The 21,156-nt window shown below is 39.6% G+C and carries 19 protein-coding genes; 16 read left to right on the top strand and 3 right to left on the bottom strand.

Annotated elements, in window-relative coordinates:
* Positions 1-121: 121 nt before the first annotated feature.
* Entirely contained in the window at positions 122-667 is a 546-nt protein-coding gene (locus PYW42_RS13505) for a cysteine hydrolase family protein (RefSeq protein ID WP_002389413.1), read from the bottom strand.
* Between the two features lie 165 nt (positions 668-832).
* Between PYW42_RS13505 and PYW42_RS13500 the strand changes: the two genes are divergently transcribed.
* The 12 genes from PYW42_RS13500 (at position 833) to PYW42_RS13445 (ending at position 15,749) form a co-directional block, all read left to right on the top strand.
* Positions 833-1,846, top strand: a complete 1,014-nt coding sequence (locus PYW42_RS13500; protein WP_002370135.1) for an alpha/beta hydrolase — start codon at positions 833-835, stop codon at positions 1,844-1,846.
* Positions 1,847-2,212: 366 nt separating this feature from the next.
* Positions 2,213-7,072 (top strand): WxL domain-containing protein, encoded by a 4,860-nt coding sequence (locus tag PYW42_RS13495; RefSeq protein WP_002389407.1) that lies wholly within the window; start codon positions 2,213-2,215, stop codon positions 7,070-7,072.
* A 19-nt stretch (positions 7,073-7,091) separates the two neighbouring features.
* Complete coding sequence (locus PYW42_RS13490) at positions 7,092-7,466, top strand: LPXTG cell wall anchor domain-containing protein (protein ID WP_010816207.1); 375 nt, start codon at positions 7,092-7,094, stop codon at positions 7,464-7,466.
* A gap of 11 nt (positions 7,467-7,477) precedes the next feature.
* Positions 7,478-8,182, top strand: a complete 705-nt coding sequence (locus tag PYW42_RS13485) for a WxL domain-containing protein (RefSeq protein ID WP_029676861.1) — start codon at positions 7,478-7,480, stop codon at positions 8,180-8,182.
* A 4-nt stretch (positions 8,183-8,186) separates the two neighbouring features.
* Complete coding sequence (locus PYW42_RS13480) at positions 8,187-8,987, top strand: WxL domain-containing protein (RefSeq protein WP_002385162.1); 801 nt, start codon at positions 8,187-8,189, stop codon at positions 8,985-8,987.
* Positions 8,988-9,746 carry a WxL domain-containing protein gene (locus PYW42_RS13475; protein ID WP_002383195.1) on the top strand — a complete coding sequence of 253 codons (759 nt, stop codon included), beginning with the start codon at positions 8,988-8,990 and terminating at the stop codon, positions 9,744-9,746.
* Between the two features lie 105 nt (positions 9,747-9,851).
* On the top strand, positions 9,852-10,934 hold the full coding sequence (locus tag PYW42_RS13470) for a DUF916 and DUF3324 domain-containing protein (protein ID WP_002358992.1): 1,083 nt from the start codon (positions 9,852-9,854) through the stop codon (positions 10,932-10,934).
* Positions 10,935-11,035: 101 nt separating this feature from the next.
* Positions 11,036-11,521, top strand: a complete 486-nt coding sequence (locus PYW42_RS13465) for a hypothetical protein (protein WP_002354843.1) — start codon at positions 11,036-11,038, stop codon at positions 11,519-11,521.
* Positions 11,496-12,956, top strand: a complete 1,461-nt coding sequence (locus tag PYW42_RS13460; protein ID WP_172457947.1) for a helix-turn-helix domain-containing protein — start codon at positions 11,496-11,498, stop codon at positions 12,954-12,956. Before PYW42_RS13465 ends, PYW42_RS13460 begins: the two co-directional genes overlap by 26 nt.
* A gap of 120 nt (positions 12,957-13,076) precedes the next feature.
* Positions 13,077-13,574 carry an RNA polymerase sigma factor gene (locus PYW42_RS13455; protein WP_002354845.1) on the top strand — a complete coding sequence of 166 codons (498 nt, stop codon included), beginning with the start codon at positions 13,077-13,079 and terminating at the stop codon, positions 13,572-13,574.
* Between the two features lie 24 nt (positions 13,575-13,598).
* The gene (rsiV, locus tag PYW42_RS13450; RefSeq protein ID WP_002370130.1) at positions 13,599-14,483 is read left to right on the top strand and encodes an anti-sigma-V factor RsiV; all 885 of its coding nucleotides are present in this window, start codon (positions 13,599-13,601) and stop codon (positions 14,481-14,483) included.
* 129 nt (positions 14,484-14,612) lie between these two features.
* The gene (locus PYW42_RS13445; protein ID WP_002367472.1) at positions 14,613-15,749 is read left to right on the top strand and encodes an ArgE/DapE family deacylase; all 1,137 of its coding nucleotides are present in this window, start codon (positions 14,613-14,615) and stop codon (positions 15,747-15,749) included.
* A 53-nt stretch (positions 15,750-15,802) separates the two neighbouring features.
* On the opposite strand, the gene PYW42_RS13440 is transcribed toward PYW42_RS13445, so the two are convergent.
* Complete coding sequence (locus PYW42_RS13440; RefSeq protein ID WP_002411254.1) at positions 15,803-16,594, bottom strand: hypothetical protein; 792 nt, start codon at positions 16,592-16,594, stop codon at positions 15,803-15,805.
* Positions 16,595-16,757: 163 nt separating this feature from the next.
* Between PYW42_RS13440 and PYW42_RS13435 the strand changes: the two genes are divergently transcribed.
* From PYW42_RS13435 to PYW42_RS13425, 3 genes are all read left to right on the top strand, one after another.
* Positions 16,758-17,141, top strand: a complete 384-nt coding sequence (locus PYW42_RS13435) for a YccF domain-containing protein (protein WP_002389390.1) — start codon at positions 16,758-16,760, stop codon at positions 17,139-17,141.
* A gap of 88 nt (positions 17,142-17,229) precedes the next feature.
* Entirely contained in the window at positions 17,230-17,655 is a 426-nt protein-coding gene (locus tag PYW42_RS13430; RefSeq protein WP_002383201.1) for an Rrf2 family transcriptional regulator, read from the top strand.
* Between the two features lie 58 nt (positions 17,656-17,713).
* Positions 17,714-18,343 carry an NAD(P)-dependent oxidoreductase gene (locus tag PYW42_RS13425; RefSeq protein WP_002411256.1) on the top strand — a complete coding sequence of 210 codons (630 nt, stop codon included), beginning with the start codon at positions 17,714-17,716 and terminating at the stop codon, positions 18,341-18,343.
* Between the two features lie 78 nt (positions 18,344-18,421).
* Here PYW42_RS13425 and PYW42_RS13420 read toward each other — a convergent pair whose 3' ends face one another.
* Positions 18,422-19,627: a sunset domain-containing protein gene (locus tag PYW42_RS13420; protein ID WP_002389434.1), complete on the bottom strand. Its 1,206-nt coding sequence runs from the start codon at positions 19,625-19,627 to the stop codon at positions 18,422-18,424.
* Between the two features lie 191 nt (positions 19,628-19,818).
* Here PYW42_RS13420 and PYW42_RS13415 point away from each other — a divergent pair, with 191 nt between their 5' ends.
* Complete coding sequence (locus PYW42_RS13415) at positions 19,819-21,063, top strand: competence/damage-inducible protein A (RefSeq protein WP_010709042.1); 1,245 nt, start codon at positions 19,819-19,821, stop codon at positions 21,061-21,063.
* Positions 21,064-21,156 lie beyond the last annotated feature (93 nt).

Below are 21,156 nucleotides of genomic sequence, written 5' to 3'. Positions count from 1 at the left end.
CTAATCCGTAGGCTCGGAGTTAAAATGAGTGTAAAAAAGCCAACCTTATCCATAGTAAGGTTGGCTTTTGCGTTGTTTACAGGATTTTTTGAATATAGATAGGTCGGATTGACCAGTCTTTTTATAGAATGGTTGCTCCTAAAGTTTGTTTAAAGTGGCGTAACGCCCATTCGTGTCCTTGTTCATCAAAACTAGCAACGGCGCGTTCAGGAATCATTAATTGATAGCCTAAATTATAGGCATCGACAGCCGTATGCAACACGCAAATATCTGTACAAACACCAGTTAAACAAAGCTCTGTAATTCCTCGTTCTCGTAATCGAATGTCCAAATCTGTACCACTAAAAGCAGAATAGTGCCGTTTGTCCATCCAATAAACGGTTGCCTCATTTTTGTGAGCTTGATAAAAATCAGCTAGCGAGCCAAACAGATTACGCCCGTCAGTTCCTAAGACATTGTGGGGCGGGAAAAGTTTATTTTCAGGATGATAGCGATCTAGGGGGTCATGCCCATCAATGGCAAAAACCACAAAATCGCCATTGTCAAAATAGTGCTTTGTTTGTTGAACAAGGGCCGTTTCAATGGCTTGCCCAGCGGCACCAGTGGTTAGTTTTCCGTCTGTGGCGACAAAATCATTCGTATAATCAATGGAAATCAGAGCTTTCATTTGGCAACCTCCTAAAGGTTAAAGTCATTTTGTTCATTTTACAGCTTTTAAGAGGGCATTTCAAATGATAAAAGTACATCAAATTCTAAAAAAGCTGTTTCAAAATAAACGCTTTGGCTAAAAAACATGCTATAATTTTGCTACAAATTAAAGCAGGTGAATAGAGTGAAAAGAAAAATCGTACGTTTTATCCTTTGGTTGTTAGGAATCCTTGTGGTTATTTGCTTAGGCGTGTTTCTCGCCTTTCAATTATCTCCTAAGCCAGGCGCTTGGGTCATCAACCAGTTATTCGCAGGTGAAGTTGAAATAAAAGATTCAGCTTCCTATGATAAAGCATTGCCCAATGTCCAATTGCAAGAAAATCAAACATACCCTTCTTCAAGAAAAAAGAATACCTTTGATTTGTATTATCCCCAAACGTCAAAACAAGCGGTACCAGTCGTTTTATGGGTCCATGGTGGTGGCTATGTGGGAGGAGATAAGTCTGGGATGAAAGAGTTTGCGACACGTTTAGTGGCTGATTCCTCAGTTGCCTTTATTTCAATGAATTATGAATTAGCACCAGACGCACCTTATCCAAGCCAGCTCCAGCAGGTCAATGAACTTGTTCAATTTTTATTAGAAAAGAAACAAGCGTATCCCATGTTAGATTTATCTAAGCTTTTTATTGGCGGGGACAGTGCGGGTGCACAGATTGCTCTACAATATGCAACAGTTCAAACCAATGCCAACTATGCCAAAGAACTAGGGATGACTGCAGCATTGCCGGCTAGCCATTTAAAAGGCACGCTCTCGTATTGTGGTCCGGTGGATTTGAAACAAATGGCCAACCAACAAAGTGATAATCGTTTTATGAAATTTTTCGTTAAAACAGTGGCTTGGTCCTTGCTCGGCACTAAAGACTGGCAGACGAGTGCAGAACTGCAAGAAGTGAGTTTAGTGGATAAAGTCACCAAAGAATTTCCCCCGACGTATCTAACAGATGGCAATAGCTTTTCATTCCAAGAGCAAGGACTAGCCTTGGTTCAGCGGTTAAAAACTTTAAATGTTCCAGTTTCAGCTCTCTTTTTCAAAGATAAGAAAGCAACGATCACCCACGAATATCAATTCGACTATCAAACAAAAGAAGCTAAACAATGTTACCAAGAAACAGTCCAGTTTGTGAATACGTATAAATAAACAGAGGCCTTAGAAATATTTCTAAGGCCTCTGTTTATTTATTTTTGTCATTTTTTCAGCTGAGAAATATGTATAAATTAAACAAAAATGTTTATTTAATGATGTTTACATGAGAAAAAATCCGTGCTATACTACGAACTCGTTTGTTAATTTTAATGTTAAAAACAACGTTTTTGTTATTTTTGTGAACAAATTAACATTTTTATCTTACAAAAACAGCAAAAAATTCGTTTAGTTAACAAAAAGAAAATTAAAAAATAAATTTTTTTTTTGAAATTAAGAAAATATCTTTAAAAAAATCAGAAGAAAACTTCGTATACTTGAGCCATAGGTTGGTTGTGGAAAGTTTACTTCGAGGGAGGAGTGATGAAGTTAATGAAAAAGAAAATCGCTGTTTTATTGGCAACTTGTTTACTTGTACAACCATTTTTATCTGTTTCAGCGTGGGCGATTGAAGGGGAGCAACAAGCAGAACGTACGCAGACACAGCCAAAAACAGCAGAAACCAGTACAAGTGAAGCAACAAAAGAAAGCAGCGCACATTCTATAGAACAGTCATCAATGACGGAATCTAGTGCTATCACAGAAAAAGTAACCACCTCTTCCACAGAAACAAAACCAAGCGAAGAGCAGAAGCAAATCACGTTGACCTTTGAAACAACGGATCAAGCTTTGTTTCTAAATGATGCCAAAAGTTATCAAGTGGTAAAAGAAAAAAATCAGCCACTTCGGACAGAAGAATTACCAAAATGGGCGAATAGTGAGGAAAATGCGACTTTCGTTGGCTGGTCTTACCAAGGAAAAACATATACAAATGAAGAACTTCTTCAATTAGAGTTTTCAGAAGATACACAACTTACGGCTGTCTTTAAACAGAAACTGACACGCATGGCCAGAGCTGTTTCAATTGATCAGTCCATTGCGGACACAATTGCTCCTGCAGATAAAACAAAAGTGATTGTTGTGCCAAGTCCTGCAGGAGATGGAGCAGCGTACAAAGAATATGCATCGACAGAGGCTGGCTTGAAAGAAGCCTTGTTTGATTTGTATCAACAGGGGAACAATGGCGATTTCACTCTTTATATAGGAAACAATATTACGACGAGTGCGGCGACCACCGCTAAAGTGATTCCTGACACCGTTACGGCAAGTAATATGACCTTTTACGCCTTGCAAGGTAAGGTCAATCATTTAGTGATTACTGGAAACAGCGCGGATCCGATTAGTATGGATCAAACGGCGCCAACGGGTTCTAAGACGTTAGGATTTAATCAAAATATCCATTTTGGCTCAAACATCACTTTGAGAAATCTAAACTATACAGGTACGAATATGTATTTAAATGGTTACAGTTTGAACTTGAATGGCGGCTCTAGTGGAAACGGTCTGACCGTATACGGTGGAACGGATACAGGAGATGTTTCAGGAAACCCAACTTTAACAGTAAATAGTACAGGTACAGGGACATGGAATTTCTATGGCGGAAACCAAAATGGTGGTAATTTAGCTGGAAATCCTACGATTGTTATTAACAATACACGGAGCGGACTAAATACATTAAGTGGGGGCGCCAATATTGGGACAGTGACTGGGAATACTTCATTGGTTGTCAATGATTCTGGTGGCAGAATTGCTTCAATTTATGGGGGCGGTTATGGGACCAACGCAACCAACACAGCGAATGTTACTGGTAACGTCTCAACAAAGGTTGCGATTACGAATGCTGCTACAGGTTTCCAATTAAGTACGTATTATGGCGGTGTTCAATACGGAAATATTGGTGGAAAAGTAACAAACGATATTTCTGGATATGGCCGTTGGTATACAGCGGGTCAACGTTTTATTGGTGGCTCTTCCCGCGGCGATATAGGAACGAATCGTGCGACTGATGGAATTACTACAAATTTAAATACACAGTTGTATAGTGCGGGTCGTGCAGATTTTGAAGGAGGCAACCAATATTCTGGAACGATCATCGGAGATATTACGAATGTGGTTACAGCAGGAACGAATTCCGCTGGTGGTATTAATGATTTTAACGGCGGTGCTGGTAACAATGTTTCGAAATTTAACAAGAGTCAAATTGGGGCCTCAAATGAAGCAACGTATGATGCTTATACACCACAACAAAGAGCAGAATTAGCCAAATCAGCAGCAGCTTTTAAAGTTTTTGGAAATATTTCTTCTAAATTAGTCAGCGGTTCGTTTAATAATGGTGCAATTTACTCAACTGCAGCTGGCCGCGGCGGTTATATCGAAGGAAATACAACAATTGAAGTGGGAACAGCGAATGGTGATGGGTCCTTAGGTGGCGATGGTATGGCTTATTCAGGCGCAAAACCGACAAGCTTAGATTATTCAACGACCGATAAAAGTCGTGGGTATAGTTCAGGTTGGGATATTGTTGGTGGCGGCGGCTATCCTGCTAGTAATGATACTTGGGATATCTATATAAAAGGAGATACTAAGACTGTTTTAAATAATACCATTGCTCGCTGGACATATGGTGGCTCTTTTTCAGGTGTCGTTGAAGGCAATACTTCTAACACATTGAATGGCGGGATTGCTGACACATTAGAAGGAACAGGCTATCAAGCAGCTCGAGTTTATGGAAACGGTCAAACAATCGTTAATAATGGTCAAGTCGATTGGTTTCTTTCAGGCGGTGGCTGGAATGATGCCAAAAATGTTGGGAATGTCGGTGTAACGGTTTATGAAGGAGTAATTAATGCTTCGATGGGTGCTTCTTATGGAGCAAGCGGTGGCCATACAATTACTGGTAATTCAGACAATCGCATCTACGGAGGAAATTTCTCAGGAACTCCTCGGACAGGCGCGAACGGTTTTTCAGGTGGGATTACCAATGCGGGCTCACTTCTTGGAAATGCCAAACTCTTAATTGATTTAAGAAATTACAACGGAGAGTTTAAGTTGCCTGGTAATACCTACATTACTGGTGGTCGGCCCTATGGTCAAAATACGACACTAGGAACGGATGAATCAAACACAATTACTTTAAATATTTTCACTAAAACAGGTGTGGAATCTCTAAATGGGGCCAGCATTTACGGTGATGGTGGAACCAATGCTGCGTATACCAAGAACGGCAAGATTACAATGAATATTCAAGCAGCGGGTTCTAGTATTGGAAATTTATATGCGACACAGTATTCCAATATCAGTGGCGGAAAAATCTTACGTGATGTTACCGCAAATGTTCAAGGTGCAGTTAGTATTAACGGTTTATCCGGTGGTTCATCAACAGATAATTTCACTAATGCAATTGTGAATGCTAGTTCAAATAAAGTGGCCTTTAACTTTGGGACTAACGTTGACGGCACCAATAACTATCAAACAGAACCACTAAATGCGACAGGCTTAGGCGTTGTCAACTTTACGGAATTAAATGTCACCAATGGCATTAAATTAATGGCTAATGGTGGGAACATCAAAAATGGCGTTTCTGCTACTGCCGCGAACCATAGTACGACTTACAATGAATTCGGATCAATTCATCTATCTAAAAACGCTGGAATTGGGATCACCAACACAGCCAATTTAATTTCAGCTAGCAAACTAACGGTTCAGGATCATGCAACATTAGAAACAATTCCTGGTACAGGTAAAGTAAACATTGCGGATTTTGAAGCTGTCGATCCAACAAAAGATGAACTTTTATGGATTAAACCAACGACAGATACAACTGCTTTGGTGGATAGCACAGGGACTTGGTTTGGAAATGTCAAAGCCTATCAGGTCTTGACGATTAATCCAACGGTCAATAATGCTACAAAACTTACGCCAACAACGTTTCATGGGATTGAAAAAGCGACTGGAAAAACATTTATTGGCGATAACGATGTGACCAAGGGCGCCAATGGCTATGGAATAGCAATTCCTGGCTCCATCATCGATTACGAAGTGGAAATGCCTGGAATTGTGGCAGGTGCAGGTACTATTTCTCATGATGTAAAAGAGGTCAAAGCCGGCAATGCGCCATTAACCTTACAAGCGTGGGGCACCGAAGTAGCTGGACAAAAAGTTCAAAAAGGACGTTTGATGATTCCGACCTCAAGTGCTTTAACACCAACCCTAAGCTTCCTTCCTGACGAAGTAACAGGTTCTTGGTTGCACCAAGGAACGGTTAAGTCTAGTGAAGTTGGGAGCGCGATAGAGCAAATTCCAGAGCAAAAAGATACCACCCCGCTTTCATGGAAAGCGACGAATATGAACTACAGTTATCAGGTGAAAGTTCAATTTTCAAATAAAGTGGAACTTTCGGGGCAATCGGTGATTGTCACAGAAGATGAGGCAGCGCAACTAACGACTGTCGATAAAGTAATAGAAATGCTTGGCGCAAAAGGTCGGCCGTTTTTCAAGACCTCATTAAAAGAGACGGATTTACCACAAATTCAAGCACCGTTAGCAGAAAAAACTGTATCGCGGACACATGATATTCAATTAGAAGCAGGGACGTCAGGAGATAATTTGCAAAACAAAACGGTTCATTTAGTTGTTGTGAAAAATGAAAGTGTCCTTGCCAAAGATCGTTCGTTTGCCTTGTATGCGACAAGTGCGCATTTGAAATTAAAAGAAGCAAATGGCTTAACGAATTCAGACGAGTTGGCACAATGGACACAAGCAACGGTGATTTTTGCAGATGGTCGGGCCAATCAAACACCAAGTCTTGATGCCGCAACCTTCCAAGCCATTCAGCAAGCGAAACCAGAAGAATTAGCCAAAACGGTACCAGCCAATTATCAATTTACAGAAGCTGGTGAAACGTTAAATAAAAAAGTCAATGTGTCTATTTCAGGTGAATTAACGTTAGAAAAAGTACCTAAAACAATTGATTTTGGCAAACAAAAAATTTCTGCCAAGCCAGAAGTTTACTGGCCAACTCTTTCAGATGATTTAGTCGTTCAAGACACACGCGGGACAGAAAGTACGCCTTGGAAACTGAATGTTCAGGTAACGAATCCCTTAACGAACGGCACAGATCAATTGGAAGATTTGTCATTGGTTACAGACAAAGGAGAATTTTTACTCAATAAAGGAGATACGGTTGTTACAGAAAATGAAGGCTCCGGTTCAGGTAGTTATACAATTAACCAAGGTTGGGGTGCGGCAAACCAACGGGGACTTAAACTATCTGTGCCAGTCGAGAAACAAAAAGTTGGCGAATTCAAAGGGACATTGTCATGGTCATTAGTCATGGCACCATAACAAGGAGGAGAGAAGTGAGATGAAAAAATACCTTTTGCTTAGTTGTTTTTTAGGTCTTTTCAGCTTCTGTCATTCAGACACTGCGTTTGGGGAAGCAGCTTATGAAAATAGTGGTGTTGTCTCCTTTTATGGAACGTATGAATATCCCACAGAAGAGTCGACAACAGCGACTAGTAATTCTTCCACAACGACCGAACCCACCAAGCCAGCTGACGGAGGCGCTTCATCCGTCCTTTCTTCTGGCGTATATGGATCGCGACAAGGAAGATTACCAGCGACAGGTACCACCAATCAAGCACCATTTATTTATTTGGGAATCAGCCTTATCACTATAGGCATATTATTTATTAAAAGGAGAAGAGAAGATGAAAAAAACAGTATTAGCAAGTATTAGCAGTAGTAGGGATTGTAGGATTTAGCGGTGTCCTAGCGACACAACAAGCATTTGCGGAAGACATTAACGTGAACTATACAAGTAATGGCGCCATTACATTTGAACCAGATACAGATCCAACGAAGCCAGTTAATCCAACCAATCCAGATGAAAAAGTTGAACCAGAAGATCCAACTGACCCAACTGGACCAAAACCAGGGACTGCAGGCCCCTTATCAATTGACTATGCTTCAAGCTTTCAATTTGGCGCCCAAAAAATCACTTCCGATACGAAAGATTATTACGCACAAATTCAAACATTTAAAGATGGAACAACAGGTCCCAACTATGTTCAGGTAACGGATAAACGTGGGACACAAGAAGGCTGGACGTTAAGCGCTGTACAAAATGGGCAATTCAAAACAGCCCAAAATGAAGAATTAGTGGGGGCCGCTTTATCGATTGCCAATGCAGGTGTGACATCGATTGTTGATGCCGCATACGCGCCAACACCAACAGCAGCACATACCTTTGTTCCTGGAACAGAAGTAGAATTAGTCAAAGCAGAAGATGGCAAAGGAATGGGGACTTGGGTCTATCGTTTTGGGAAAGATGCGACAGAAGGTGCTACTGCCGTGAAATTAAATGTCCCAGGTAAAGCGATTAAATTAGCAAAAGAATATCGTACGACCTTAACATGGACATTGAAATCTGTACCAACGAATGTTGGAGGCTAAGTAAATGAAAAAAACAGTCGTCTACTCCTTGTTATTCGGAACAATGTTGCTTGGCGCCACTGTTCCTGCTGAAGCGGCGACGGTCGTTTTTGATAGCGAACAGTCGATTGTTTTTACCCCAAGCACAGATGGGACGGATCCAGTAAATCCAGAAAATCCCGATCCAGAAAAACCAGTTCGACCAGTCGATCCAACGAATCCTGATGGACCTAATCCAGGCACACCTGGGCCACTTTCCATCGATTATGCCTCAAGTTTGGATTTTGGGAGTAATGAGATATCGAATAAGGATCAAACGTATTTTGCCAGAGCGCAAACCTATAAAAATCCAGATGGTTCAGCAAGTGAATTGGCAACTGCTAATTATGTACAAGTAAGTGATTTACGGGGAACCAATGCTGGCTGGGTTTTAAAAGTGAAACAAAATGGTCAATTTCGTAATGCAGAAACATTACACAAAGAATTAACAGGCGCCACCGTCGCCTTTACTGAGCCCAGTGTGCGCTCAAATGCGACGGACGTATTGCCGCCAACTGCTACCGCAAACATTCAATTAGATGCTGCGGGCGCAGAAACTGTTGTCATGCAAGCCCCAGAAAAGACCGGCGCCGGAACGTGGATCACGCTGTGGGGGCAAGCAGAAAAAGTGACCGAAAAAAATCAACAAGGACAGCAAGTAAATGCCACAATCACACGGGCAATCTCACTAACTGTTCCCGGGAAAACCCCTAAGGATGCAGTACAATATAAAACAACTTTGACTTGGCTACTTTCAGATGTACCAGTAAATAATGGAGGGAAATAAATGAAAAAGACAAAAGTAATGACATTGATGGCAACCACAACTTTAGGCGCATTGGCACTTGTACCAATGAGTGCATTAGCAGTCGACGGTGGTGAATACCAAACAAACGGAGCGATTCAATTTGCACCAAATACGAACCCAACGAATCCAGTTGATCCGACGAATCCAGATCCGGATAAACCAATTACGCCAGTTGATCCAACTGATCCGACAGGGCCTAAGCCAGGGACAGCAGGTCCGTTATCCATTGACTATGCATCTAGCTTATCTTTTGGGGAACAAACGATTACCTCAAAAAATATGACCTACTATGCAGAAACACAAAAATACAAAGATAATGCTGGTGCCGACCAAGAAGGCCCGAACTTTGTTCAAGTCTCAGATAATCGTGGGACTGAAACAGGTTGGACGCTAAAAGTAAAACAAAATGGTCAATTCAAAACTGAAGCCAATCAAGAACTAACAGCGGCCAAAGTAACTTTAAGCAACGGACGCGTGGTTTCAGCTTCACAATCTGCAAAACCAACGACAGCGCCAGCTACGATTGAATTAAACCCAACTGGGGCTGAATCAGTGGTCATGGCTGCTGGCGATAAAGAAGGTGCGGGTACGTACTTAATGAGCTGGGGCGATAGTGTAGATGCCGCTAAAACAAGTATTTCATTAGAAGTACCTGGTTCAACCACAAAATATGCGAAAAAATACACGACAACTTTTACTTGGACTTTGACAGATACACCTGCTAACACAGGAAACTAAGAACGACAGCATACACGCAAGATCGGGATATAAGTCAAAAATTTTTGGCTTATCTTTCGGTCTTTTGGTGCTTATAATACAACAAAGAATGAAAGACATAGGAGAATGAATATGAACAGATGGAAAGTATATGCAACGGTAATCGCTTGTATGTTATTTGGCTGGATTGGCGTGGAGGCGCACGCTTCTGAATTTAATTTTGCGGTCACACCAACAATTCCCGAAAATCAAGTGGACAAATCAAAAACCTACTTTGACTTAAAAATGGCGCCTGGTGCCAAACAAACCGTAGAAATTCAGTTACGCAATGATACAGATGAAGACATTACCATTGAAAATACGGTGAACTCAGCGACAACAAATTTAAATGGCGTAGTAGAATATGGCCAAAACGGGATCAAACCTGACAAAACTTTACGCTTTAACTTAAAAGATTATGTGGAAGCACCGAAAGAAATCATCTTGCCGAAGCATTCCCAAAAGACCTTACCTTTAACCATCACGATGCCTAAAGATTCTTTTGATGGCGTGATGGCTGGCGGTATAACACTCAAAGAGAAAAAGAAAGAAACCACGACTTCTGCGGATCAATCAAAAGGGTTAGCTATTAATAATGAATACTCCTATGTTGTGGCTATTATTCTTCAGCAAAATGAGACAAAGGTTCAACCAGATTTAAAATTACTGGGGGTTAAACCAGGCCAAGTCAACGCGCGAAACGTCATCAATGTTTCTTTACAAAACCCACAAGCGGCCTACTTAAACCAATTACATTTAATCAATACTGTTTCAAAAGGAGGCGAAACGCTTTACCAATCCGATACTGAGGATATGCAGGTGGCGCCAAACTCTAACTTTAGTTACCCAATTTCTTTAAAAGGGGAACGATTAACGCCAGGGAAATATGTCTTGAAATCAACGGCCTATGGTGTAAAAGATGAAAAGGGCACCTATCAAGTCAAAGGCGCCAATGGTGAAGAACGGTACCTGTACAAATGGGAATTTACAAAAGAATTTACTATTTCTGGGGACGTTGCTAAAGAATTAAATGAAAAAGACGTAACCATTAAAGGAACCAATTGGTGGTTGTATCTACTGATTGCATTAATCATTCTAGCGCTGCTCTTATTGATTTTCTTCTTGTATCGTAAAAAGAAAAAAGAGGAAGAACAACAATCTGAGCAATAAAAAGGGCTATCTATTGACAAAAAGGGTTTTCCTTGTAAAAGTAAAGGTACTTTTACAAGGAATTGCTTCCCATAAAGTAGAGGTAGAGAGAGTGAGAAGCCATGAGAAAAAAGTATCTTTTTTTATTTAGTTCTTTGCTAATTTTTACGGCTGTCGAAATAGAACCAATTCAAACATTGGCGACACCTATTTATAATCCCTTAGAACCAACGGAAGAAATTCAACCAAAACCAGAATCAATCACCCCTCAGGAAAAGTCAGAACCGGAACAACCTGCGCCGACCCCTCCGGAAGATCAAAAAACTACGGTTCCTTCTGAAGAAAAAAAGCCTTCACCCAAGAAAAAAGACAAACCTGTGGAGAAACCGGCAATGTCAAAAGAAAAAAAGAAACAAACAAAAGAAACAACGGCTCATCCCTTACAAGTGAATAAAGATTTTGTCTTTCCTAACGGACTTGGTGCAGGCGGCGATGAAGAATCTGAAAGCTATTTAGCAGCGGTTGGGTACTTTCTTTCAGGAAATGGATTGTATGGGAAAAAAATGGATGTGAGAGAAGTCTATGATATTGATGATGTTTTTAAATAAAGTGGATAAAAGAAAAATCGCCTTATTTCAGTTACTGGAAAATGCACCGATGTTAACAGAGTCAAAAGAAACCGTAATGCAGGAGTTAGAATTATCTGAATTTATCGTGAACAAAACGGTCGCTGAATTAAATGCCGATTTTATTGAATTTGGTTTATCAGAGGATTTTCAAATTGTGAGCGATGGTATTTTCTTAACGCTTAATGAATCAGGAACGGAAACTTCCGCTACTTTGATTGATTGCTATATTAAAGAGTCGTTACGTTTTGCTATGTTTCAAGATTTCTTTTTTCAGCGTTTTGATTCTGTAAATGAGTTTGCTTTAGAACACTTTGTTAGTCACACATTGGCTTATAAGGAGTTCAAGGAATTAAAGAAAATGCTGGAAAATTATCAAATTACAATTAATAAAGAATTTCACTTAGTGGGAAATGAAACCAATTTACGCGAAGTAACAACACTGGTTTTTTTACAATTATACCAACGTGATTTTTCATTGTACGGTAAAAAAGTTTTAGAGCAGATTCGGAACTTTGAGCTATTTTTTTCTGAGAAGGTTCATCTTAATCAGCGTGCAGGCTATGCACAAGCTAAATGTTTTCATTTTTTGGCGGTTTCTTTAGTACGAACGCAGCAACAGTTTTATGTAGAGAAAAAAGTAGATTCGCAAGTGTTAAAACAATTAGCCGGTGACAATCAGCAGAATGTTTTCAATTGGTTAGAGAGTCTTCAAATCCCAGAACCACAACGAACAAACGAAGGCAATTATTTACTCTTATTTTTAATTGCTGAAGAGTGGCTTCAAGTAGCTTCAGCAGCACTTTGCCAAAGATTTGCAGAAATTCAACAATTGAATCGTGACTTGTTAAGCTATTTAAAAATACAATTTCAGCTTTCCGAGGAAGTCCTGCAAGGCTTTGAACAAAAAGTAACAATCGTTCATTTTAAATTGTTCCATTTTCCAATAGAAGCAAACTATAGTTATCGCAAAATGGATGTAACCTACTTTGCAGAAACATATACAGAGTATTTTTCTGCTAGTCGACAATTTATTCAAGAACAAAAAGCGAATCCCGCTGTTTGGGATGCCAGACAGTTTTTATTTTATCGGTATCTGTTGTTAATGGTGGATGCGTTACCATTGAAAAAAGTTTTGGCTCCGATTACATTGTGTGTCGACTTTTCCTTTGGTGAAGCCTATAATCGTATGATACAAAAAAATATTGAAAAAATTACGAAATGGAATATCATTTTCAAAGCACATGTAGATGAAAGTGTACAATTAATTTTATCGGATATTCATTTTGTCGATTGGCCTGAGATTACCCAAATTATTTGGCTAGCGCCACCACGTCCTGTTGATTGGTCGCATTTTATTAAAACGCTGAGTGCACTAAGACCGCATTCGGGAGAAGAGAAAAAGAAATCATCGTAGACTAGACGGTGATTTCTTTTTCTTTTAGAATATAAAAATTAAAAATAATAAAAAAGTTGAAACTTTTTATGCTTGTGATTCGTCTATATAAGTGTACAGGAAAGGAGGTTCCAGAAATCGATGGTTTTCGATGGTTGGAAAAGAAAAAAACAAATTCGCGCGTTAGAAACGCTTGTGGATACCAAATATGAAAAAATGTATCGCATTGCCTTTAACTATACACATTCGAAAGAAGATGCCTTGGATGTGATTCAAGAAAGCTTTGAAAAGGCACTGAAGGCCATCCAAAAAGGACCCGATATTAAGGATTTTGAAGCGTGGTTCTTTCGAATTCTGCTTTCTGTAGCGACAGATTATTGGCGTAAAAAGAAACGAGAAGCTGTTCATATTGAAAAAGATGAACATGTGTTAGCCCTTTTAAATAATCCCCAACGCAGTTTTTTAGAAATTGAAGAAATTATTAATCAATTAGATAGTCCCAATCGTGAAATTATTCTATTAAAATTTTTTGAAGGATTTACGCTAAAAGAAATCGCCTTGATCCTGGATATTAACGAAAACACGATTAAAACGAAGATGTACCGCAGTTTGAATGAACTCCGAAGTCTATTGAATTAGTAAAAGAAAGGAAGCGAAAAAATAATGGAAGATTTTGTAAAAAGTGTTGTTAAAAACTTTTCAAAAGAATACCGCCAACAACCGTTGCCAACGGATCTACAAGCGGAAGTCAAAGCGCGTTTTCATAAAGAGAAAAAGCGGTACACCTGGCTTCGTTTTAGAAACCGCTCACTGCAAAGTAGTGTAGTGGTGGCTTGTGGCTTTGTCTTATCAGTCAATTTGTTTCCAGGTTTTAGTGAAGCAGCCCGCAACATTCCTGTGTTAGATAAAATTGTTCAATTAGTCACCATCAAAACGTTGACAGCGAAAAAACAGGAAAGTGAAGTAAACATCGATGTCCCTAAAATCCAAACATCCCAAGAATCTTCAGTAGCCGACACGCTCAACAAAAAATACTTGAAAGAAGCCCAAACAGAATTTCAACAAGTCAAAGGGCAATTGTTTGATGGTTCTCGTGTTTCAGTCACTGGAGATTATGAAAAAGTCGTGGACGACCGTCGCTTCCTAGTGGTCAAACGAACCTTCACAGAAATTAAAGGCAGTTCTGCGACGACAACAAAATATGACACCATCGATAAACGAGCCAATGTTGTCGTTTCACTCCCCTTAATTTTTAAAAATGATTTTTACATTGATGTCATTAGTAGTGAAATTAAACAACAAATAGCAGACCAAATGAAGAACGATAGCAATAAAATATACTGGTCCGAAAAAGAGGATGCCCCCAGTGATGTTCAACCCTTCAAAAAAATTAAAAAGGACCAACCTTTCTATATCAATGAAAAACACCAATTAGTGATTGTGTTTCCTCAAGGAGAGATTGCGCCTTACTATATGGGCACCCCTGAATTTGTGATTCCTAATCAAGTCATTGAGAATGAATTGGCAGCGCCTAATTATTTAAAATAAACTCAGCAAAAAACACGCGACAGTTTTAAGAAATGTCGCGTGTTTTTTACTGACCTAACCAAGTCAGTTGCGGTTTTACTGAGAGAAGCGTACACTAGAATTAAGCATAACAAGAAAGGGCGAATGGCAATGGAAAAATCAGAAAAAATTAGTATTTTACAAGATGTGGTTAAAATTAAATCTGTAAATGGAAACGAAGAAGAAGTGGCAATCTATTTACAAAATCTTTTGAAGAAATATGAGATCCCTTCTGAACTTGTTTCTTATGCACCAAATCGTAGTAGTTTGGTTGCTTATTTAGGTGAAAACCGAGAAAAAGTCTTAGGGTTTAGTGGCCACATGGACGTGGTTTCTGAAGGGGACGAAAGTCAATGGACTTTCCCGCCATTTGCGGCCCATATTGAAGGAAATAAATTGTATGGCCGTGGCGCAACGGACATGAAAAGCGGCTTAGTCGCAATGGTTTTAGCAATGATTGAATTAAAAGAAAAGGAAGTTCCATTAAATGGAGCGGTTAAATTTTTAGGTACAGTTGGTGAAGAAGTCGGCGAGCTAGGCGCTGGCCAATTAACTGAAAAAGGCTATGCGGATGATTTAAGTGCCTTAGTCATTGGAGAACCAACCAATTATAACTTGATGTATGCGCACATGGGTTCAATTAACTATTCTGTTGTGTCACACGGAAAAGAAGCCCACAGTTCGATGCCAGAAGAAGGCATTAACGCGATTAATAATTTGAACGAATTTATTACAGAAGCAAACCAACAAATGGCGGAAGTCACAGCAAACTATGAAAATCCTGAATTAGGTCGAACGATTCACAATGTAACCGTCATTAAAGGTGGCACACAAGTGAACAGTATTCCAGGTCAAGCAGCCTTGCAAGGGAATATCCGTTCAATTCCAGAATTCAGCAACGACCAAGTCATTGCATTATTACAAAAAATTGTCGATGAATTGAACAAAAAAGAAAAACATCAGTTAGAATTAACGATTGATTACAATAAAATTCCTGTAAAAGCTGAGAAAGATTCTGCGTTAATTCAAGCCATTCAAGCCCAATTTGATCAACCATTACCATTAGTGACAAGCGCTGGGACCACAGACTTAGCTGAATTTACTAAATCAGACAATACATTTGATTGCGTTGTCTTTGGACCAGGTGTGACCACTACTGCACACCAAGTCGACGAATATGTCGAAATTGATAATTATTTAGATATGATTGATAAGTATCAAGCGATAGCAAAAAGTTATTTAAATTAAAAAAATGTCGCGCCTGAATCATAAAAATCAGGCGTGACATTTTTTTATAAGGTTTATTCCACCACAGTCCATTCATTTAAGGTTTTGCCGTTCTCATCAACTAGCTCTAACCAGCTGTTTGTTCCAGCAAAATAGAGAAACAAGCCGACTTCATTAACGCTTTTTAAGACGATATCTTCCATTGTGACAAAGTCTTTAAATTGGCCCTTGCGTTCATCACGAAGTTTTTCACCAAATCTAGCGGAGAAACCGACAGACCCGTCTTTATTTAAAGGGGCTTCTGGCATCATTGTTGCGCCAGCTTTAATAAGCATTTCATTGCGCTTTTGCCAAAAAACAGTTGCTTTGCTTTGTCGAGTATCAATATAAAAAGGAATTTGGCTGACTTCTTTTGTCCATTTGTGGCGTGCTTTGGCTGGTCTGGCTTTCTTCGGCGCCGGTTTTTTAAACAGAGAGTAGCCAAAACGTTCCAAGATAAAGGTGACTGTTTCTTTATAGTTAGTCACTGTCGCTACCGCACTTTTCGGAATTTTGACTGTCGTTGGGGTTGCTTCCAATGTTAAACCACTTTCTTTCGCATCATCTAGGAAAGCTTGCGCTAAATAGGCAAGTTCTGTGTCCCAAGTCGGTTTCAATAAAATCGAGTGATCAAAAGAAACTTCTTTATATGTAGCTTTTTCTTCAGCAAGTCCTAAAGCAACTAGTTGGTTATCTCTTAGCAAGAAAAGAATCGCTGCCTCTTTTTTCGGTAATTTAGTTGTTTGTTCAATGATTAAGTGGGCCTGATCGGCTAAATCAATGAGTGTCTTTGTTTTTTTTAGATCAACGGTTAAATGTAAGTCCATGAAGTCTGCTCCTTTATCGTTAGTTTCTTCATTGTATCATGAAACAGCGTCTTCGTCTTTTAACGAGTCAGCGACCTTACAATATTGTTTGAAACAAAAAGAAGCTTTCGTGGTATACTTACTCACATACATAATTTTTAATGAGGAAAGTAGAGGAACAAGAATGAAAACACTGGGCAATATTTTATGGTTCATCTTTGGCGGCTTTTTTGGTGGCTTATCTTGGCTATTCGCAGGCGTGATTTGGTGTATTACAATTATCGGTATTCCGATTGGTTTACAATGTTTTAAATTAGCGGGGTTGAGCTTTTGGCCGTTTAAAAAGCGAGTCGTGTATAGTGATAGCGGCGTATCTTTGGTGGTAAATATTATTTGGCTGATTATCAGTGGACTACCATTAGCAATTGGGCATTGTATTAGTGGCTTGTTGCTTTGTCTGACAATCATCGGTATTCCGTTTGGGCAACAATCCCTTAAATTGGCGAAATTAGCGTTAATGCCGTTTGGGGCCCGTGTTGTTTCAACAAATGATTTTTATTTTGAATAGTCAGAGGTTTCTCATTGACAAATAAAACGAAACAGCGTATTCTGTAAATGTAACAAATAACGTTACATTTAGTTTGGAGTGATTAGACATGGCCATGTCAACGAAATTAAGTGTTGCGATTCATATTTTAAGTTTGATTGAAACAGGTCCTCAAGAACAAGTGACTTCTGAATACATTGCTTCGAGCGTGAATACGAATCCAGTCGTTGTTCGACGACTAATGAGTCAGTTAAAAAAAGCCGGCTTGATTCATTCCATGCGTGGAGCCAATAAAAATACCTTATTAAAGAAACCAGAAGAGATCTCACTGTATGAAATTTATACAGCGGTTGAATTGGAACGAGAGATTTTCAATATCCATCAAAATCCTAATCCAAACTGTTCCGTTGGGGCAAATATCCAATCGGTACTAGAAACTGAATTTACTAAAGTGCAACAAAAAATGGAAGAAGAATTGAAAAGCATCACCTTAGCAGATGTGATTCATGAAATAGAAGTTAAGAGAGATAAGTAATCTCTCTACTTTTAAAGTATTAAATGTAACTATTTTAGTTCTATTTAAAAATGAAAGGATGATTTACATGAAAGTAGCAGTATTAGGAGCAACAGGAAAAGAAGGACAATTACTTTTAGCAGAAGCTAAACGTCGCGGGATGGACGTGACAGCCATCGTTCGTAATGCCTCAAAAATAACAGATGGCACACCGACCATTGAAAAAGATGTTTATCAATTAACAACAGAAGATATTCAAGCGTTTGATGTATTAATTAGTGCCTTAGGATTCCCTGATGTGCAAGATTTCCCCAAATCTACCAAACATTTGATTGAGATTTTAACCAATCAAAAAACGCGCTTGTTTGTCGTTGGGGGCGCTGGAACCTTGTATGTGGACCCAGAACACACAACTCAATTAAAAGATACACCATCATTCCCAGCAGAAATTCAGCCATTAGCTTCGGCGATGGGCGAAGCTTTAAACTTATTGAAAGAAGCTCAAAACATCTACTGGACCTATATTAGTCCTGCAGCCATGTTTGATGCTGAAGGTCCTGCGACAGGCCATTATGAAGTCGCTGGCGAAGAATTAACAACCAATAGTCAAGGTGACAGCTACATTAGTTACGCAGACTACGCCGTTGCCATGTTAGATGAAGTGGAAAGTAATGCACACCCAAATCAACGAATTAGTGTGTATCAATAAAAGAAACAAGAAAAATGGGGCCTCCGTTAAAACAACGGAGGCCCCATTTTCTTGTTTGATTAATTATTGCTAATGTATTTACTGTTTGGGTGCTCGGTATCCTGCTGCTTCTGCTTCTTCAACAGTAGAGAACCAAGCTACTGGATTCGTAGTTCTATTATAATATCTACTTCCAGGTACATGATAAATTCCATTACGTGACCCTTTAATTAAGGCGTTACCGCTTGGTGCTTCCGCAGCAGCAGTCTCGACTTCCGCCGGCGCCTGTGCGGCTTGTTGCGCCTCTGCTTCAGCTTGCGCTTTTGCTGCCGCTTCGGCTTGTTCTTTTTGCGCTTTTTCAGCGGCTAGTTTCTGAGCTTCTGCTTCTTTTCGTTGTTTTTCTTTGTGGGCATCTAATTGAGTTTTAACAACGGCTACCCGTTTTGTTAAAGCTTGATTTGGGGAGTTTAAAGCGTCAATTTGTTTGATCGCTTCATTATAGTAAGCTTCATTAGTTGGTTCTTGTTCAGCTTTTTCAACAGCGGCAGTTGCACTGGCGACTAATTGTTCATTTTTTTCTTTTTCAGCGATAGCGGTTTGAACAGTCGTTAATCGTTGTTGAAATCCTTCTTTGCCAACTGGGGCAGCAGCTACTAATTTTTCAGCTGCTTGATAATCGCTTTTACTTTTAGATTTTTCAGCAGTTGTAACTGCTTCATCAACAGGTACTGCTTCTTTTATTTTTTCAAGGCGATCATTGTATTCCTCGTATTCTTGACTTAATGAAGATACTAAGGTTGCGGCTTCATCATAGTTTTTCTGAGAAGGTTGTTTTTCAGCGTAAGCTAAGGCTTTTTCTGTTTTGGCCAATTCTTGCTCAGAATCTGTGATGCTCGCAATAAATTCTTTTGACGGTGTGACTTCGACTGATTTTTCAACTTTGGTATCTTTCTTCTCAGCAACAAAGGTGATTTTTTGCGTGTTTTCATCGGACAGTTTTACTTTGTAAGCAAACGTTTTGTCTTTCGTTTTTACTTCCTTGCCATTGGCCGTTAGTTTGCTGTTGCCGTCGTATTCGCCTTTGATGGTGGCTGAGCCATTGGCATCGGTTTCAACACTCTCTGCATCAAGTGAAAGCGTTGGGGAAGAATCTGTCGTGGCAACCCCACCAATAAATAGAGCGGCACTTGCTAATGCGGCATAGCCATATTGTTTTTTCGGTTGTTTCTTAATTAATGCTTTGATAGTCAGTCCCCCGCTGACAAGTAACCCTAATAGACCCAAAAGTCCTAATACTACACTCATTCATTTCTCTCCTTTCGATATAATGTTATTATACAATGTATTGTGAGAAAATGAACATTTTTTTCGTAATAATTAATAAATTTCCTGATAAAAAAATTATTTCCTGAAGCTCAAATTCTTTTGTAAAAATTTTGTTGTGCTAAAATGGAAAGTGAGTTTAACTACGTATGTTATTAGAGAAGGGGAAATCAATGAAAGCAGAAATCATTGCAGTCGGAACAGAGTTATTACTGGGACAAGTAGTGAATACCAACGCCACCTTTTTATCAGAAGAGTTAGCTGCGCTAGGCATCGATGTTTACTATCAGACCGTTGTTGGTGATAACGGCGGCCGCTTAGAAACGCTACTAACAGAAGCAGAACAAAGAAGTGATTTAATTGTCCTTTGTGGAGGGCTAGGACCTACAGAAGACGATTTAACCAAGCAAGTTGTCGCACAACATCTCCATAAATCATTAGTAGAAGATCAAGAAGGATTGAACCGCTTACACCAGTTTTTCCAACAGTCTAAGCGGCCAATGACGGAAAATAATCTACGACAAGTGTTAGCCATTGAAGGTGGACAAGTTCTTCAAAACCCGACAGGATTAGCGGTTGGTTCTTTCGTAACAGAAGGCACAACAAGCTATTTGCTCTTACCAGGGCCGCCCAATGAATTAATTCCGATGTTCCAACAAGCGGCACGACCTTTATTGATTAATGCGTTTCCACAAGAAGAACAATTGATTTCAAGAGTCTTGCGTTTTTATGGCATTGGTGAATCACAGCTGGTGACCGAGATTCAATCGTTGATTGCGCACCAAACGAATCCAACCATTGCGCCTTATGCTAAGCCTAATGAAGTGACACTTCGTTTAACAGTTAAAACAAAAGACTTAGTAGCTGGCGAAGAATTATTAACAGCGACGGAAGAAAAGGTTTTAGCTAAAGTGGGAGACTATTTTTATGGGTATGGGGATGACAATAGTTTAGCCAAGGTAACAGTGGATTTGTTATTACAAAACGGACAAACCGTCACGGCTGCTGAGAGCCTCACCGCTGGCCTATTCCAAAGTACACTGGGGGAAATTGCGGGTGCTTCGAAGATTTTTAAGGGAGGCTTCGTGACGTATTCGCAAGAAACAAAAGAGAACTTTTTAGGAATTTCTCATGAACTTTTAGAAGAACATGGCACGGTAAGTGAAGCGTGTGCCAAAGAAATGGCAGAGAAAGCGCGTCAGTTAGCTAAATCTAACTATGGTTTATCATTTACTGGGGTCGCTGGTGACCCAATCGAAGGTCAACCGACAGGCACTGTTTGGATTGGGCTGGCGGAAGAAGGCCAACCAACCATTGCAGAATGTTTCCATTTTAACCGTGACCGAAATTATATTAGACAGAGTGCGGTTATGCGAGGGTTAGATCTTTTGCGGCACCGAATCATTAATAAAAAATAAATATGCGAATGTTTGTTCGGTTTTTTCTTGCTTTTTTGGTACAAAAGAGATATGATAGACCTACTAACAGGAAATGAAAAATAAGTTTATATA

It is taken from the genome of Enterococcus faecalis, assembly GCF_029024925.1.
Lineage (GTDB): Bacteria > Bacillota > Bacilli > Lactobacillales > Enterococcaceae > Enterococcus > Enterococcus faecalis.
The sequence above is the reverse complement of the archived record's forward strand: the minus strand, read 5'-3'. Positions and strand labels throughout refer to the sequence as shown.